This is a genomic window from Gelidimonas denitrificans, assembly GCF_055694065.1.
The window spans coordinates 556,783-569,435 of sequence record NZ_CM146350.1 but is presented as its reverse complement, the minus strand read 5'-3'; the positions used below and the strand labels follow the sequence as shown (position 1 = coordinate 569,435).

Below are 12,653 nucleotides of genomic sequence, written 5' to 3'. Positions count from 1 at the left end.
TGACTGTGGCTTTCGTCCTACTGCGCGCGCTTATGCGGCAGCTTTCTGTTGCTCAACCAACCGCCCCGCTGCGCTCTGTGTTGGCTCGTCAGGCATCTCATACAGCACCTGTTCAGGCAGATCTTCCCCGTCAAGAACGCGTTGCATGCGAACCCGATCCAGTGCGCCAATCCACCCCGCGATGGCCATCGTGCCGACGGCATTGCCGATCGTATTGGTAATCGATCTTGCCTCCGACATGAAGCGGTCTATGCCGAGCAGCAACACCATGCCTTCCACCGGAATTTTGCCTAGCGACGCCAGCGTCGCGGCAAGGGTGATGAAGCCGGAGCCGGTGACGCCCGCAGAACCTTTCGACGTGATCATCAGCACCCCGAGCACAACCAATTGGTCAGCGATCGACAAGGGGGTATTCGTCGCCTGCGCAATGAAAATTGCCGCCATCGTGTAATAGATACATTGCCCATCCGGATTGAACGTCACGCCGGCCGGAACGACCAAGCCCACCACTGGCTTGGACACGCCGATGTGCTCCAACTTGCGCATCAATTGGGGGACGACGGATTCGGAGGAGCTGGTTCCGAGCACGGTGAATATCTCATCCTTGATATAGCGCAGGAACTTCCACAGACTGAATCCGGAGCAGCGGGCGACCAGGCCAAGAACAATGAAGACGAAAGCGAAGCAGGTCAGGTACATGCTGCCCATTAATTTTCCCAGAGATACCATTGATCCCAGGCCATACTTGCCGACGGTAAAAGCCATTGCACCAAAAGCGGCAATCGGAGCAACGCGCATGACCATGCCGACGATCACGAACATGCTCTGGCTGAACGCATCAAGGAAATCGACGACTGGCTTGGCGCGGCGCCCCATGTGCGATAGCGCTACGCCGAACAGGGTCGCGAACACGAGAATTTGCAGAATATCGTTTTTGGCCAAGGCATCCACGATGCTCATCGGTATCATGTTGACCAGGAAATCGACGAAGCCACCTGACTTTGCGGCGGTCGCCGAATAGGTTGCGATGCTCTTCGTATCGAGCGTTGCCACATCGATATTCATCCCCCGGCCAGGCCCGACCACATTGACCACGATCAGTCCCAGCGCAAGCGCAAAAGTGGACAGCACCTCGAAATAGATGAGAGCTCGGGTGCCGACGCGCCCGAGCTCCTTCATGCTTTCCATCTTCGCGATGCCGAGCACCACCATGGCGAAAATGACTGGCGCAAACACCATCTTGATAAGCCTGATGAATACATCGCCAAGTGGCTTGAGATCGGCGCCGATATGAGGCTCGACGACACCGAGAATGACTCCAGCACCGACGCCGATCAATACCTGGACGTACAGTTTTCCGAAAAATTTCTTAAACATCATGTCTCCTTCAATACACTTTTACTTTTGACTCGGCCCCCGAAGCTCTTACGTGGCCGTCGGGACCGAAACAGAATCTAATGTGTTGCCTGTCGCCGAATGGTCCCGGCATGCTTGGCGGCTGTACCGGCACTAAGCGAAATCAAGCAGCTTTGCGATCGGCGCTGGCGGCGAGCGAATTGCAAACCGCTTGGGTGACGTCAGCAGTCGTGGCTTTGCCGCCCAGATCGCGGGTATGCAGCACAGGGTTCGCAGTGACGCTTTCAATGGCGTGCATTACACGACCGGCTGCTTCGAATTCACCCAGATGCTCGAGCAGCATCACTACCGACCAGAAGGTGCCAACCGGATTGGCCAGCCCCTTGCCCATGATGTCGAAGGCCGAGCCGTGGATCGGTTCAAACATCGATGGATAGCGGCGCTCGGGATCGATGTTGGCGGTGGGCGCTATGCCCAGGCTGCCGGCCAGCGCAGCGGCCAGGTCGCTCAGGATGTCGGCATGCAGGTTGGTTGCGACAATGGTGTCCAGCGTGGCCGGGCGGTTGACCATGCGGGCGGTGGCGGCGTCCACCAGTTCCTTATCCCACGTGACGTTAGGGAATTCCTTGGATACTTCCAGTGCGATCTCATCCCACATCACCATTGCGTGGCGCTGGGCATTGCTCTTGGTGACGACCGTCAGCAGCTTGCGCGGGCGCGACTCTGCAAGCTTGAACGCAAAACGCATGATGCGCTCCACGCCCGCACGGGTCATCATGCTCAAGTCGGTGGCGGCCTCGATCGGGTGGCCCTGATGCACCCGTCCGCCTACGCCCGAGTATTCGCCTTCAGAATTTTCACGGACGATGACCCAGTTCAGATCCTCGCTTTTGCAGCGTTTGAGCGGGCCGTCAATACCGGGCAGGATGCGCGTCGGGCGCACGTTGGCGTACTGGTCGAAACCCTGGCAGATTTTCAGGCGCAGACCCCACAGAGTAATGTGGTCGGGAATATCCGGATCGCCCGCCGAGCCGAAAAGTATCGCGTCTTTATTGCGCAGCGCTTCCAAGCCGTCAGCCGGCATCATCACGCCGTGCTTGCGATAGTAATCGCCGCCCCAGTCAAAGTCCTGGAATTCAAACTGGAATGTGCTGCTTGATGCCGCCAGCGCTTCAAGCACCTGCTGACCTGCGGGAACGACTTCTTTGCCGATGCCGTCGCCGGGAACCGTTGCAATTCGATAAGTCTTCATTACGTCTCTCCTGTCTGTATAAGATTGGTGGTGAGACGGTACGATAACGACTTGACCGGCTTATTAAACATCTGCAAACTCAAAGCATTGTTAACCTGAATTCAATAATCGCCCAATGAGTAGTGGCATCCAACCCGCAGAACTTGGTTTTTTTGCCACTTTGGCGACCTGTGGAAGCTTGAGCAGGGCAGCGCGCGAGCTCGGCATCACGCCGCCGGCGGTTAGCAAGCGCCTGAGCCTGATGGAGTCGCGCGTTGGCGTGTCCCTGGTGACCCGCACCACCCGCCGCATGAGCCTGACGCCGGAAGGTGAAATTTTTCTGGAACACGCACGGCGCATCCTGGCTGACCTTGACGATCTGGATCAACTTCTGACGATGTCGAAGGGTTCGCCGAAAGGCTTACTTCGCATCAATGCCACACTGGGCTTCGGTCGGCTACAAATTGCGCCGCTGATCTCTAGTTACGTCAGGCAATACCCGGAAGTCGACGTGCAGTTACAGTTATCTGTTAGCCCACCGGCATTGACTGACGACCTGTTCGACGTCTGCATCCGCTTCGGCGAGCCGTCCGACGCGCGTGTGATCGCTAAACGTCTGGCGCCCAACCGACGCCTGCTCTGCGCTTCGCCAAAATACCTGGCGGCACATGGCGTGCCCCAGGCGCCGCATGACTTAGCGCATCACAACTGCATTTGTATCAAGCAAGGAGATGACGCCTATGGTTCATGGCGGATACTGACCATCCGCGGGACCAACCGAGCCACGGAAGTAGTAAAAGTACGCGGCAACCTTACAACCAATGATGGCGAAATAGCCGTAAATTGGGCGCTCGACGGCCACGGCATCCTGCTGCGAGCAGAATGGGATATCGAGCGCTATCTCAATAGTGGCCGACTGGTGCAGGTGTTGCCCCAATACCAAACTCCGGACGCGGACATCTACGCGGTCTATCCCCAGCGACAACAACTCTCGACACGCATACGGACATTCGTCGACTTTCTGTCGCAATCGTTCGAAGGGTTCGTTAAGTTGTAGCAGGGTCGGCTTAATCCGCGTCGGGTTTTTAGGCCCCCCACCTTTTAGTTCATGGATAGACTGGTTCAGTCCATAAAAAAACCTCTGGTGCCGGCACACCAGAGGTTTTTTTATGGAAACATGCGCGGCTGATGCCGCGCACCGGCTCAGGACAGTTGCTGAATCCCTGCCAGAATCCAGCCGCCTTGACCGTCCAGAGGTTTTGACAGATTCCAGACCTCGGCAAAAGCTTCCGCCGGAGCGTGCTCGGACTCCTTGATCATGCCGCTGAACTTGACGCTGGCCAGATATTCATTGCTGGTGGTTTCGATCCCCAGCAATTCGGCGTCCAGCGTAACGACGTCGGTGACATTGGCGGTTGCGCCGCGTTCCTGCAGTTGCAACTTCAGTTCTGCAAACATTTCCGGCGTGGTGAATTCGCGGATGTCGTTGGTATCAGCGCGATCCCAGGCCGCTTGCAGGCGGATGTAGTAAGTTTTGGTGGTGCGCAAAAACCCTGGCACATCGAAGTCGGACGGAATGCTCCAGGTCGCTTGCTCGCCAGCACTGGAACCCGAGGCGAACGGTGCCGATTGCAATGCAGCAGGTTGTGACTGCGCATCAATGCGCGAGCCAATAGTGGGCGTACTGTTGCCGGCATTGTAAGCGCCGGCATACGCTGGCTGCGCGTCCGTCTTGCCGCTCTTGTTACGCATCCACATTCGGTAGATGAACATTGCCGCCATCGCAAACAGCGCCACCATCAACAGGGTGCTGATCATGCTGGCCAGTGCGCCGCCCATGCCGAAGTGCGACAGCAATGCGCCCAAACCGAGACCCAGCAAAGCACCGCCCAAGATACCTTTCCATGGGCTGGCCGGTTTGGCTGCAGCAGCCGCGCCGGGAGCGGCGGCCGCGTTGCTCGCCTGGCTTTGACGGGCCGGTGCCTGACGCGAAACGTTGCTGGATTGTTTGCCGAACGAACTACTGCCGCCGCCCATGCGCCGGGCTTCCGCCTGTGGAATCGCCAGCGCCAGAGTACTGGCCACCATGACAAGGGCAAGCAAGATTTTTTTCATGTGAACAACTCCTAAAGTTATATCCGGTACGCCGAACGGCCTACCGGTGTTATCAAAATCGCATATTTGGAACAATTATAGTGGGTTTAACATTCCCTAAAAACAGAAGTTAACTTGAATATAGCTTCATCAAAACAGAAGTTTGATCCAATCCAGCGCGTTATCCGTTATCAGATTGGTGGTAATGGCAATCGACACTATGATCATTTACCATGCCGATGGCCTGCATGTAGGCGTAAATGATGGTCGGCCCGACGAATTTAAAACCGCGTTTGGCCAGATCCTTGGAAAGTCGGTCCGACAATTGCGTTTTGGCCGGAGTTTGCCGCTGGTCGGCCCAGGCATTTTTGATCGGCTTGCCATCGACAAAAGCCCACAGGTAAGGATCGAGGCCGCCGACCTCTTCGCGCAGCCGCAAATACGCTTGCGCATTGGAAATGGCGGCGGCGATTTTGAGGCGGTTGCGCACGATGCCGGCGTCCGCCAGCAGCGCGGCGACCTTGACCGCGTCGTAGCAGGCGATCTTGCCGGCGTCCCAGCCATCGAATGCGGCGCGGTAGTTGTCGCGCTTGTTGAGGATGGTTTCCCAACTCAGCCCGGCTTGCGCGCCTTCCAGATTGAGCATCTCGAACAAGCGCACTTCGTCGTGGCAAGGCACGCCCCATTCGAAGTCGTGATAGGCGAGATAGCGCGGATTGTCCATGTTGGCCCAAGCGCAGCGCTGGACGGCGGCGGGCATGCTCATTTTCGCTGGCGCAGCAACGCGGCGGCGTCGCGAATCATCTTTTCGGTGGTTTCCCAGTCGATGCAGGCGTCGGTCACCGAGCAGCCGTAAGTGATCTGCGACAGATCGTCGGGAATCGGCTGGTTGCCGGCCACGATATTCGATTCGATCATCACGCCGACCAGCGACTTGCTGCCGTTGCGCACCTGGTTCATGACATCGGCCATCACCAGCGGTTGCAACGCAGGTTTCTTGTAGCTGTTGGCGTGCGAACAATCGACCACGATATTGGCCGGCAAGCCCGCCTTGGTCAGCGCCTGCTCGGCCATCGCCACCGACACGGTGTCGTAATTGGGCCGGCCATCGCCGCCGCGCAGCACTACGTGACCAAAGCGGTTGCCGTGGGTGCGCACGATCGCAACCCGGCCCTGGCCGTTGATGCCGAGGAAGGAATGCGGACGCGACGCCGACAGAATGGCGTTGATGGCGATGCTGATATCGCCATCGGTGCCGTTTTTGAAGCCGACCGGGGTCGACAGGCCGGATGACATTTCGCGATGCGTTTGCGATTCGGTGGTGCGCGCGCCGATCGCGGTCCAGGCGATCAGGTCGCCCAGATATTGCGGCGAGATCGGGTCCAGCGCTTCGGTGCCGGTCGGCAGGCCGAGTTCGCACACGTCGAGCAGGAACTGGCGCGCCTTTTCCATGCCCTGATCGACCCGGAACGAGTCGTCCATGTCGGGGTCGTTGATATAGCCCTTCCAGCCGGTGGTGGTGCGCGGTTTTTCGAAATACACCCGCATCACCAGCAACAGCGTGTCGGCAACCTCGTCTTGCAAGACTTTCAGGCGGCGCGCGTAATCCAGTCCGGCCACCGGATCGTGGATCGAACAGGGGCCGACCACCACGAACAGTCGCGGATCGCTGCGCTCGAGGATGTTGCGCAGCGCTTCCCTGCCGCGCATCACGCTGGCAGCCGCTTTTTCGGTCAGCGGCAAGCGCGCATGCAACTCTTCCGGCGTAGGCATCGCATCAAAGGATGAAATGTTAATGTTTTCAAGATCAATCGAGGAGGTGGTTGTCATGCTGTTTTCTAATCAGGAGTGGGCAGGAGTGGATTATGGCGCGAGCGCAACCGGATTGGCTGGCGGACAAGACGATAGTGTAGTCGCTCTGGAATCTTGCGCTACGCGCACTTCACATAATCAATTTAATAGGGAGTATAAGATAAAATGCATGTATTTACGCATTATTTAACTGCGGATATTAAAAATACATATTAGAGTATATTTTAAATTTAAAAAATTTCAATAACCCGGCGACAGCATCCGGCAGCGCTATATTACGCGACGCAGCGGCGCTGAATGGCACCTGCGACTTGCGCCATGTTAAGTCGAGCGTCAGATACAATCTCTAGAATAGAAAAAAACAACATATTCGATCACCAGACAGGAGACACGCTTGCTGCCGGCTTATATTTCCCACCCAGATTGCATCAAGCATGACATGGGCGATCAAAATCCCGAATGTCCTGAACGCATAGGCGCAATCAGCGACCATTTACTGATCAAGGGCTTGCTCGATTACATGATGCCGTACCAAGCGCCGCTGGCGACCGAGCATCAACTGGCGCAAGCCCATTCGACACTCTATATTCACGAACTGGCGGCGCATGTGCCAGAGAGCGGGTTTTACCGGGTCGATCCCGATACCTGCATGAATCCGTACACGTATCAGGCCGCATTGCGCGCCGCCGGGGCCGCAGTGCTGGCCACCGACCTGGTCATCAAAGGCGAGGCGCCGGTAGCCTTCTGCAACATACGCCCGCCCGGACATCATGCCGAACGCGCTGCGGCCAACGGTTTCTGCTTCTTCAACAACGTGGTGGTCGGCATGCGTCACGCGCTCAATGTGCATGGCTTGCAGCGGGTGGCGCTGGTGGATTTTGACGTACACCACGGCAACGGCAGCGAAGACATCCTGCATGACGACCCGCGCACGCTGATGTGCTCCACCTACGAGATTGGCCTCTACCCGTTTTCAGGCGCAGTGCCGCGCGGGCCGAACATGATCAACGTCGGCCTGGCGGCCCGCTCCGGCGGAGAAGCCTTTCGCGCCGCGGTCGAAACCCACTGGATTCCGGCGCTGGATGCCTTCCAGCCGCAGATGTTATTTATTTCGGCCGGATTCGACGGCCACCGCGAAGACGACATGGGCAACATCGGCCTGGTGGAGGCAGATTACGCCTGGGTCACGCAGCAACTGGTAGCCGTTGCCAAGCGCCACGCCCAGGGCCGCATCGTTTCCTGTCTGGAAGGCGGCTATGTACTGTCGCCGCTGGCGCGCAGCGTCGCCGCCCACGTCCGGGTGCTGATTGGCGCCGATTAATTTTCTCTGAAGAACGCAAAACATATGGATATGTATCACCTGACACCGCTGTTTTCCCCCCAATCGATTGTGGTATTCGCAGGCGATACTGAGGCTCCCGATACCCAAACTACGCACGCCAGACTGCTGATACGGCAATTAAAGAAGGGCGGCTATGCAGGTCCGCTGACTTTTCTCGACATCAACATGCGCGGCACGCTGGCCGATCTGGTCCAGGCGCGGGCGGATCTGGCAATCATCGCGCTGCCCAGCGCACAGCTGGCGGCGGCGCTGGAAGTGGCCGGCCGGATCCAGTGCAAGGCGGCGCTGATCGTCTCCAGCGGGGTTGATGCAATCCTGGCGGCCGAGCTGCACGCAATCGCTCGCTTGCACGCAATACACTTGCTGGGGCCGAACTGTCTGGGTTTCCAGCGTCCTAAATCCGGCATCAACGCCAGCGTACTGGGGGCGATGGCCAAGTCCGGATCGCTGTCGCTGGTGTCGCAATCGGGTGCGCTGACCGCATCGGTGCTGGACTGGGCCGACAAGAACGGCATCGGCTTCGCCTCCGTGGTTTCACTCGGCGCCAACACCGCGGTCGATATTGCCCAAGTGCTGAATTACCTGGCGACCGACCGCGAAACCCTGAGCATCGTGGTGTACATGGAAGGCATCCGCGATGCGCGGCGCTTCATGAGCGCGCTACGGGCAGCCGCCACGGCCAAACCGGTGATCGTGATGAAGTCGGGCCGCCAGCCGGCCGGCTCCCGGGCCGCCTTGACCCATTCCGGCGCCATCGTTGGCAGCGACGAAGTGTTCGACGCCGCCTTGCGACGCGCCGGCGCAGTACGGGTACGCACCTTCGCCCAGCTGTTTTCCGCTGCCAAATGCCTGGCCTCGCGCTACCAACCGGTCGGCCGGCGGCTGGCCGTCATCACCAATGGCGGCGGCCCGGGCGTGCTGGCGGCCGACTGGGCCAGCGATCTGGGCCTGACGCTGAGTGCACTCTCGGCCGACGCCGGCAGTGCATTGCAATCACAGTTGCCGGCGCTAGCCACTCTGCAAGGCTTGGTCGACCTGACAGAAGAAGCCGACGCCAGCCACTATCGGGCGGCACTTAGCGCCTGCGCGGCCGATGGGACTATCGACGGCATGCTGGTGATTCTGTCGCCCAAGCCGGAACTCGATGTGAATGCCATCGCGCAAACCCTGGCCGAATTGCAACCGGTCATCTGCAAGCCGCTGATCACCTGCTGGATGGGCGATGCGCAAGTGGCCGAAGCGCGCGGCATCCTGAGCGACGCCGGCATCCCGACCTTCCGCACCCCGGAAGCAGCGGTAGATGCCTTCAACAACATCGCCTCGTTCTACCGCAACCAGCAATTGCTGCTGCAAACGCCGCCACCGCTGACGCATCTGGCGCAACCCGATGTCGAAGGCGCCCGCATCCTGATTGAAAGCGTGCTGGCCGAGCGCCGCAACGTACTCACCGAAATGGAATCGAAGGCATTGCTGGCGGCCTTTCATATTCCGCTGACCAAGACCATTCTGGCCCGTTCGGCCACAGAAGCGATCCTGATTGCCAACCAACTGGGCTACCCGGTTGCGCTGAAAATCGACTCGCCCGACATTTCGCACAAGTCCGACGTGCATGGTGTGGCGCTGAATGTATCCAATGCCGCATCCGTGCGCGATATCTGGCAGGACATGATGGCAACCGTCGCCCGCTTGCGGCCGGATGCCCACATCAACGGCGTGACGATTCAGAACATGTCGGGCAAGCCGGAGGGCCGAGAACTGTACATCGGCGTGACCACCGACGTACCGTTCGGGCCGGTGATCTCTTTTGGCGCCGGCGGCACCATGATCGAACTGATCGCCGACCGCGCGGTGGAACTGCCGCCGCTGAACCAGTTTCTGGCCCAACATCTGATCGACCGGGTGCGTTCGGCTGAGATGCTGGGCGCTTGGCGCGGCCTGCCGCCCGCCAACCGGGAGTCGCTGGAGCAGATATTGCTGCGGGTATCGGAAATGGTCTGCGCGCTGCCGCAATTGCGTGAAATGGACATCAATCCGGTAATTGTCGATGCCGACGGTGCGCTGGTGGTAGATGCCCGCATCGTCATCGATCAGGATTCGCCCAGGGCGCACAAATATGGCCACCTGGCGATTCTGCCCTACCCGTCCGATTACGAGCAAGAGTGGCCAATGCGTAGCGGCGGCAGATATACCGTGCGCCCGATCCGCCCCGACGATGCCGAGATGATCCAGACTTTCGTGCGCGAATTGTCGCCCAATAGCCGCTACATGCGTTTCATTTCTTCGATGCGCGAACTGCCATCGCGGATGCTGGCACGCTACACGCTGATCGATTACGACCGCGAAATGGCGCTGGTAGCAATACATCATGTGCGCACCGCTGACCCGGCCGGCGGCATCAAGGAAACCGAGCAGATGATCGGCGTTTCACGCTATATCACCAATCCGGATTTGCGCAGTTGTGAGTTTTCATTGGCGATTGCCGATGCATTCGGCGGCCAGGGTTTGGGTTCGCGCATGATGCTGTCGATCATGGATTTCGCTCGCAACAAGGGCTTGTCGCAAATCGAAGGTTTGGTGCTAAGTAAAAATGCGGCGATGCTGAAGCTAATGCACAGTCTCGGCTTCACCGTCAAACCTTACCCGGAGGACCCGGATCTGCGCTTGTGCATCAAGCTGTTGTAATCACTGCAGGGCAAAAACTGGCGTTAAAACCGTTCATACCCCAGCAGATAGCGCCATTGGCCGACCGGCAAACCGGCCAGCGGCATGCGCCCGATACGGATGCGCCGCATGGCGTCCACGGTCAGACCGACTGCCTTGCACATGTGGGCGATCTGGCCGTCTTGCGGGCCTTTGACGGCGAAGCGCAAGCGGGTTTCACTTTGCCAGCTGACCTTGATCGGCGCCAGCGGCCGGCCGTTGAAGTACAGGCCGTGATTGAGCAAGGCGAGCCCGTCCGACACCAGTTCGCCACTGACATCGACGATGAATTCCTGCTCGATTCTGGATGCATCCTCAATCAATTTGCGCTTGATCCGCCAATCCTGGGTGAACACCATCAATCCGCTGGATGACGCATCCAGCGTGTTCGTCATGCTCAGATCAATCAGATGCCGCTTCAAAAAACGGATGCCAGAGCGATCATCAGCGATGCGCTTTTCAATGCTAATACAGGCCGGCGGCCGCTGATCTTCCACCTGAATTGCCATCCCGACCAGCTTGTGCAACAGGATTGTGACCGGCAATGTAGGGATCAGAGTGGCGTGCGGCAGGCGTTCCACAATCTGTTGCGGCAACACCCTAAAGCCGGGTTCTTCGATCACCTGCCCATCTACCAGAATCCAGCCACCCTCGATATATTGCTCGGCTTCATGCCGCGAACAGGGGACGACCTCGGCGACACGTTTGGCCAAGCGAACGGATTCTGTCATGGTAAGGATCGAATGAATTGGAATCGCGCATTGTAACCGGCGCCAGCGCAAGAATGCATCAGACTGAGTTGAATCGTTTATAACGCGGTTATATCGATATGGCGGCAAGTAGACGATGCGCCAAGGCCTTGGCCTCATCCAGCGCTTCATTGGAAGAGGTGGAAATTGTCACAACATTATGTCGCACTTCAGTATGCCCGGCTTTGGTCTGGCTTTTCAGCAGCACGGTACCTTGAAACCGATCATGGCCCAAAATAATCACATCCACTTCAGCCTTTGAATTGCTTTTTGTGTAACTAAGCAGAGTCATCTTTCACTCCTTGGCCGTCAGAATACAGAGACTAAAAACGTCGAAGCGACGCCGGTTGAACGTGTAATTTCTACTTTAAACCTGAATGCTGCTTGGATTATGATCTGGCACTGGTGGCTCATCCATAGGCGCTGGCAGGCGATCCGGCAACTCCGGATCTTCTTCCGGTTCAGGTGTAGGAGCCTGATGATCACAGATTAAAGCACCGATATTTTTTCGCATTTCAAACATACATCCCCCGCAAATATGCTACCGATATAACTCTAGCATCACCATCTGAAACGGCATTGAGATCGCGCATATCTTCTTACGACAGCTTCCGGTAGATGTGCGTTTGGCGTGCGAAGCACGTCAACACTACCCAGATCGGTTTACGCACGATACCGTGATCGCTGCAATTTCAATCGGGATCACCCTTGGCCGTCAAGCAATCTCATTTCCTTCCTGCATCAATCGTGAACGCAAAGGCGAAGCGCAGACCGTGCAGGTACAACATGCAAAGCCGACAAAGTGCATAGTTGATTTAGAAATGAAATCAGTAACGATAGACGCGGTTGCCCTCGACACGAACACGATTGCCAATACGCAAGTCGGCAATGCTCTCCTGATTTATGGTTTGGTAACCACCGTTATTCAGCCTTACCGTGATTTGATACATGTCGCGCGTCTGGGTCCGATTACTCTGCTCTATCTGATTACCGGCCATCGCACCACCCACCACGCCGGCTATAGTCGCGACCGTCCTGCCGCTGCCGCCGCCGACCTGATTACCGAGCAGACCGCCCACTACACCGCCAACCACGGCGCCGGCACCCACACCACCATTGGCACTTGCTTGCACCATTTGAATTGAATCAATGACACCGTACTCACTGTATTGGGGTTGCGAATATTGTGTGCTGGCAGGATAAGGCTGCGAAACTGGCATTGGATTATAAGGACTGGCACAGCCGCTCAAGATTGCTGTTGCCATAATAAAAGTCGCTGCAACCGTATAGTTTGTTTTCATGATTTCTCCTGTGGGTGGAACGTTGCAATATTAAACATCGAACCCGCAAAAGAAGTTATGCATAATGC

General features: G+C 57.6%; 12 protein-coding genes. 3 read left to right on the top strand and 9 right to left on the bottom strand.

What is annotated here, in order from left to right:
- Positions 1–30 precede the first annotated feature (30 nt).
- Together FKCLFG_RS02685 and FKCLFG_RS02680 are read right to left on the bottom strand one after the other, a co-directional pair.
- On the bottom strand, positions 31–1,377 hold the full coding sequence (locus FKCLFG_RS02685; protein ID WP_472614694.1) for a dicarboxylate/amino acid:cation symporter: 1,347 nt from the start codon (positions 1,375–1,377) through the stop codon (positions 31–33).
- Positions 1,378–1,519: 142 nt separating this feature from the next.
- On the bottom strand, positions 1,520–2,608 hold the full coding sequence (locus tag FKCLFG_RS02680; RefSeq protein WP_472614693.1) for a tartrate dehydrogenase: 1,089 nt from the start codon (positions 2,606–2,608) through the stop codon (positions 1,520–1,522).
- Positions 2,609–2,723: 115 nt separating this feature from the next.
- Between FKCLFG_RS02680 and FKCLFG_RS02675 the strand changes: the two genes are divergently transcribed.
- Positions 2,724–3,644 carry a LysR family transcriptional regulator gene (locus FKCLFG_RS02675; RefSeq protein WP_472614692.1) on the top strand — a complete coding sequence of 307 codons (921 nt, stop codon included), beginning with the start codon at positions 2,724–2,726 and terminating at the stop codon, positions 3,642–3,644.
- A 146-nt stretch (positions 3,645–3,790) separates the two neighbouring features.
- Here FKCLFG_RS02675 and FKCLFG_RS02670 read toward each other — a convergent pair whose 3' ends face one another.
- The 3 genes from FKCLFG_RS02670 to FKCLFG_RS02660 form a co-directional block, all read right to left on the bottom strand.
- Entirely contained in the window at positions 3,791–4,702 is a 912-nt protein-coding gene (locus FKCLFG_RS02670; RefSeq protein WP_472614691.1) for a Tim44 domain-containing protein, read from the bottom strand.
- A 160-nt stretch (positions 4,703–4,862) separates the two neighbouring features.
- Complete coding sequence (locus FKCLFG_RS02665) at positions 4,863–5,441, bottom strand: DNA-3-methyladenine glycosylase I (RefSeq protein WP_472614690.1); 579 nt, start codon at positions 5,439–5,441, stop codon at positions 4,863–4,865.
- A gap of 2 nt (positions 5,442–5,443) precedes the next feature.
- Positions 5,444–6,511 (bottom strand): 3-deoxy-7-phosphoheptulonate synthase, encoded by a 1,068-nt coding sequence (locus FKCLFG_RS02660; protein ID WP_472614689.1) that lies wholly within the window; start codon positions 6,509–6,511, stop codon positions 5,444–5,446.
- Between the two features lie 376 nt (positions 6,512–6,887).
- Between FKCLFG_RS02660 and FKCLFG_RS02655 the strand changes: the two genes are divergently transcribed.
- Together FKCLFG_RS02655 and FKCLFG_RS02650 are read left to right on the top strand one after the other, a co-directional pair.
- Positions 6,888–7,814 carry a histone deacetylase family protein gene (locus FKCLFG_RS02655; protein WP_472614688.1) on the top strand — a complete coding sequence of 309 codons (927 nt, stop codon included), beginning with the start codon at positions 6,888–6,890 and terminating at the stop codon, positions 7,812–7,814.
- Positions 7,815–7,838: 24 nt separating this feature from the next.
- Positions 7,839–10,517 carry a bifunctional acetate--CoA ligase family protein/GNAT family N-acetyltransferase gene (locus FKCLFG_RS02650; protein ID WP_472614687.1) on the top strand — a complete coding sequence of 893 codons (2,679 nt, stop codon included), beginning with the start codon at positions 7,839–7,841 and terminating at the stop codon, positions 10,515–10,517.
- A gap of 23 nt (positions 10,518–10,540) precedes the next feature.
- Here the strand turns inward: FKCLFG_RS02650 and FKCLFG_RS02645 are convergent, their stop codons facing one another.
- From FKCLFG_RS02645 to FKCLFG_RS02630, 4 genes are all read right to left on the bottom strand, one after another.
- Positions 10,541–11,266, bottom strand: a complete 726-nt coding sequence (locus FKCLFG_RS02645) for an rRNA pseudouridine synthase (RefSeq protein ID WP_472614686.1) — start codon at positions 11,264–11,266, stop codon at positions 10,541–10,543.
- 88 nt (positions 11,267–11,354) lie between these two features.
- On the bottom strand, positions 11,355–11,576 hold the full coding sequence (locus tag FKCLFG_RS02640; protein ID WP_472614685.1) for a hypothetical protein: 222 nt from the start codon (positions 11,574–11,576) through the stop codon (positions 11,355–11,357).
- A gap of 75 nt (positions 11,577–11,651) precedes the next feature.
- Entirely contained in the window at positions 11,652–11,807 is a 156-nt protein-coding gene (locus tag FKCLFG_RS02635) for a hypothetical protein (protein ID WP_472614684.1), read from the bottom strand.
- 304 nt (positions 11,808–12,111) lie between these two features.
- Positions 12,112–12,585 (bottom strand): outer membrane lipoprotein, encoded by a 474-nt coding sequence (locus FKCLFG_RS02630; protein WP_472614683.1) that lies wholly within the window; start codon positions 12,583–12,585, stop codon positions 12,112–12,114.
- Positions 12,586–12,653 lie beyond the last annotated feature (68 nt).

Excerpts from the sequence above, each read along its gene's own strand:
- FKCLFG_RS02685 (WP_472614694.1), bottom strand. The coding sequence starts at position 1,377 with ATGTTTAAGAAATTTTTCGGAAAACTGTACGTCCAGGTATTGATCGGC.
- FKCLFG_RS02680 (WP_472614693.1), bottom strand. The coding sequence starts at position 2,608 with ATGAAGACTTATCGAATTGCAACGGTTCCCGGCGACGGCATCGGCAAA.
- FKCLFG_RS02675 (WP_472614692.1), top strand. The coding sequence starts at position 2,724 with ATGAGTAGTGGCATCCAACCCGCAGAACTTGGTTTTTTTGCCACTTTG.
- FKCLFG_RS02670 (WP_472614691.1), bottom strand. The coding sequence starts at position 4,702 with ATGAAAAAAATCTTGCTTGCCCTTGTCATGGTGGCCAGTACTCTGGCG.
- FKCLFG_RS02665 (WP_472614690.1), bottom strand. The coding sequence starts at position 5,441 with ATGCCCGCCGCCGTCCAGCGCTGCGCTTGGGCCAACATGGACAATCCG.
- FKCLFG_RS02660 (WP_472614689.1), bottom strand. The coding sequence starts at position 6,511 with ATGACAACCACCTCCTCGATTGATCTTGAAAACATTAACATTTCATCC.
- FKCLFG_RS02650 (WP_472614687.1), top strand. The coding sequence starts at position 7,839 with ATGGATATGTATCACCTGACACCGCTGTTTTCCCCCCAATCGATTGTG.
- FKCLFG_RS02645 (WP_472614686.1), bottom strand. The coding sequence starts at position 11,266 with ATGACAGAATCCGTTCGCTTGGCCAAACGTGTCGCCGAGGTCGTCCCC.
- FKCLFG_RS02640 (WP_472614685.1), bottom strand. The coding sequence starts at position 11,576 with ATGACTCTGCTTAGTTACACAAAAAGCAATTCAAAGGCTGAAGTGGAT.
- FKCLFG_RS02635 (WP_472614684.1), bottom strand. The coding sequence starts at position 11,807 with ATGTTTGAAATGCGAAAAAATATCGGTGCTTTAATCTGTGATCATCAG.
- FKCLFG_RS02630 (WP_472614683.1), bottom strand. The coding sequence starts at position 12,585 with ATGAAAACAAACTATACGGTTGCAGCGACTTTTATTATGGCAACAGCA.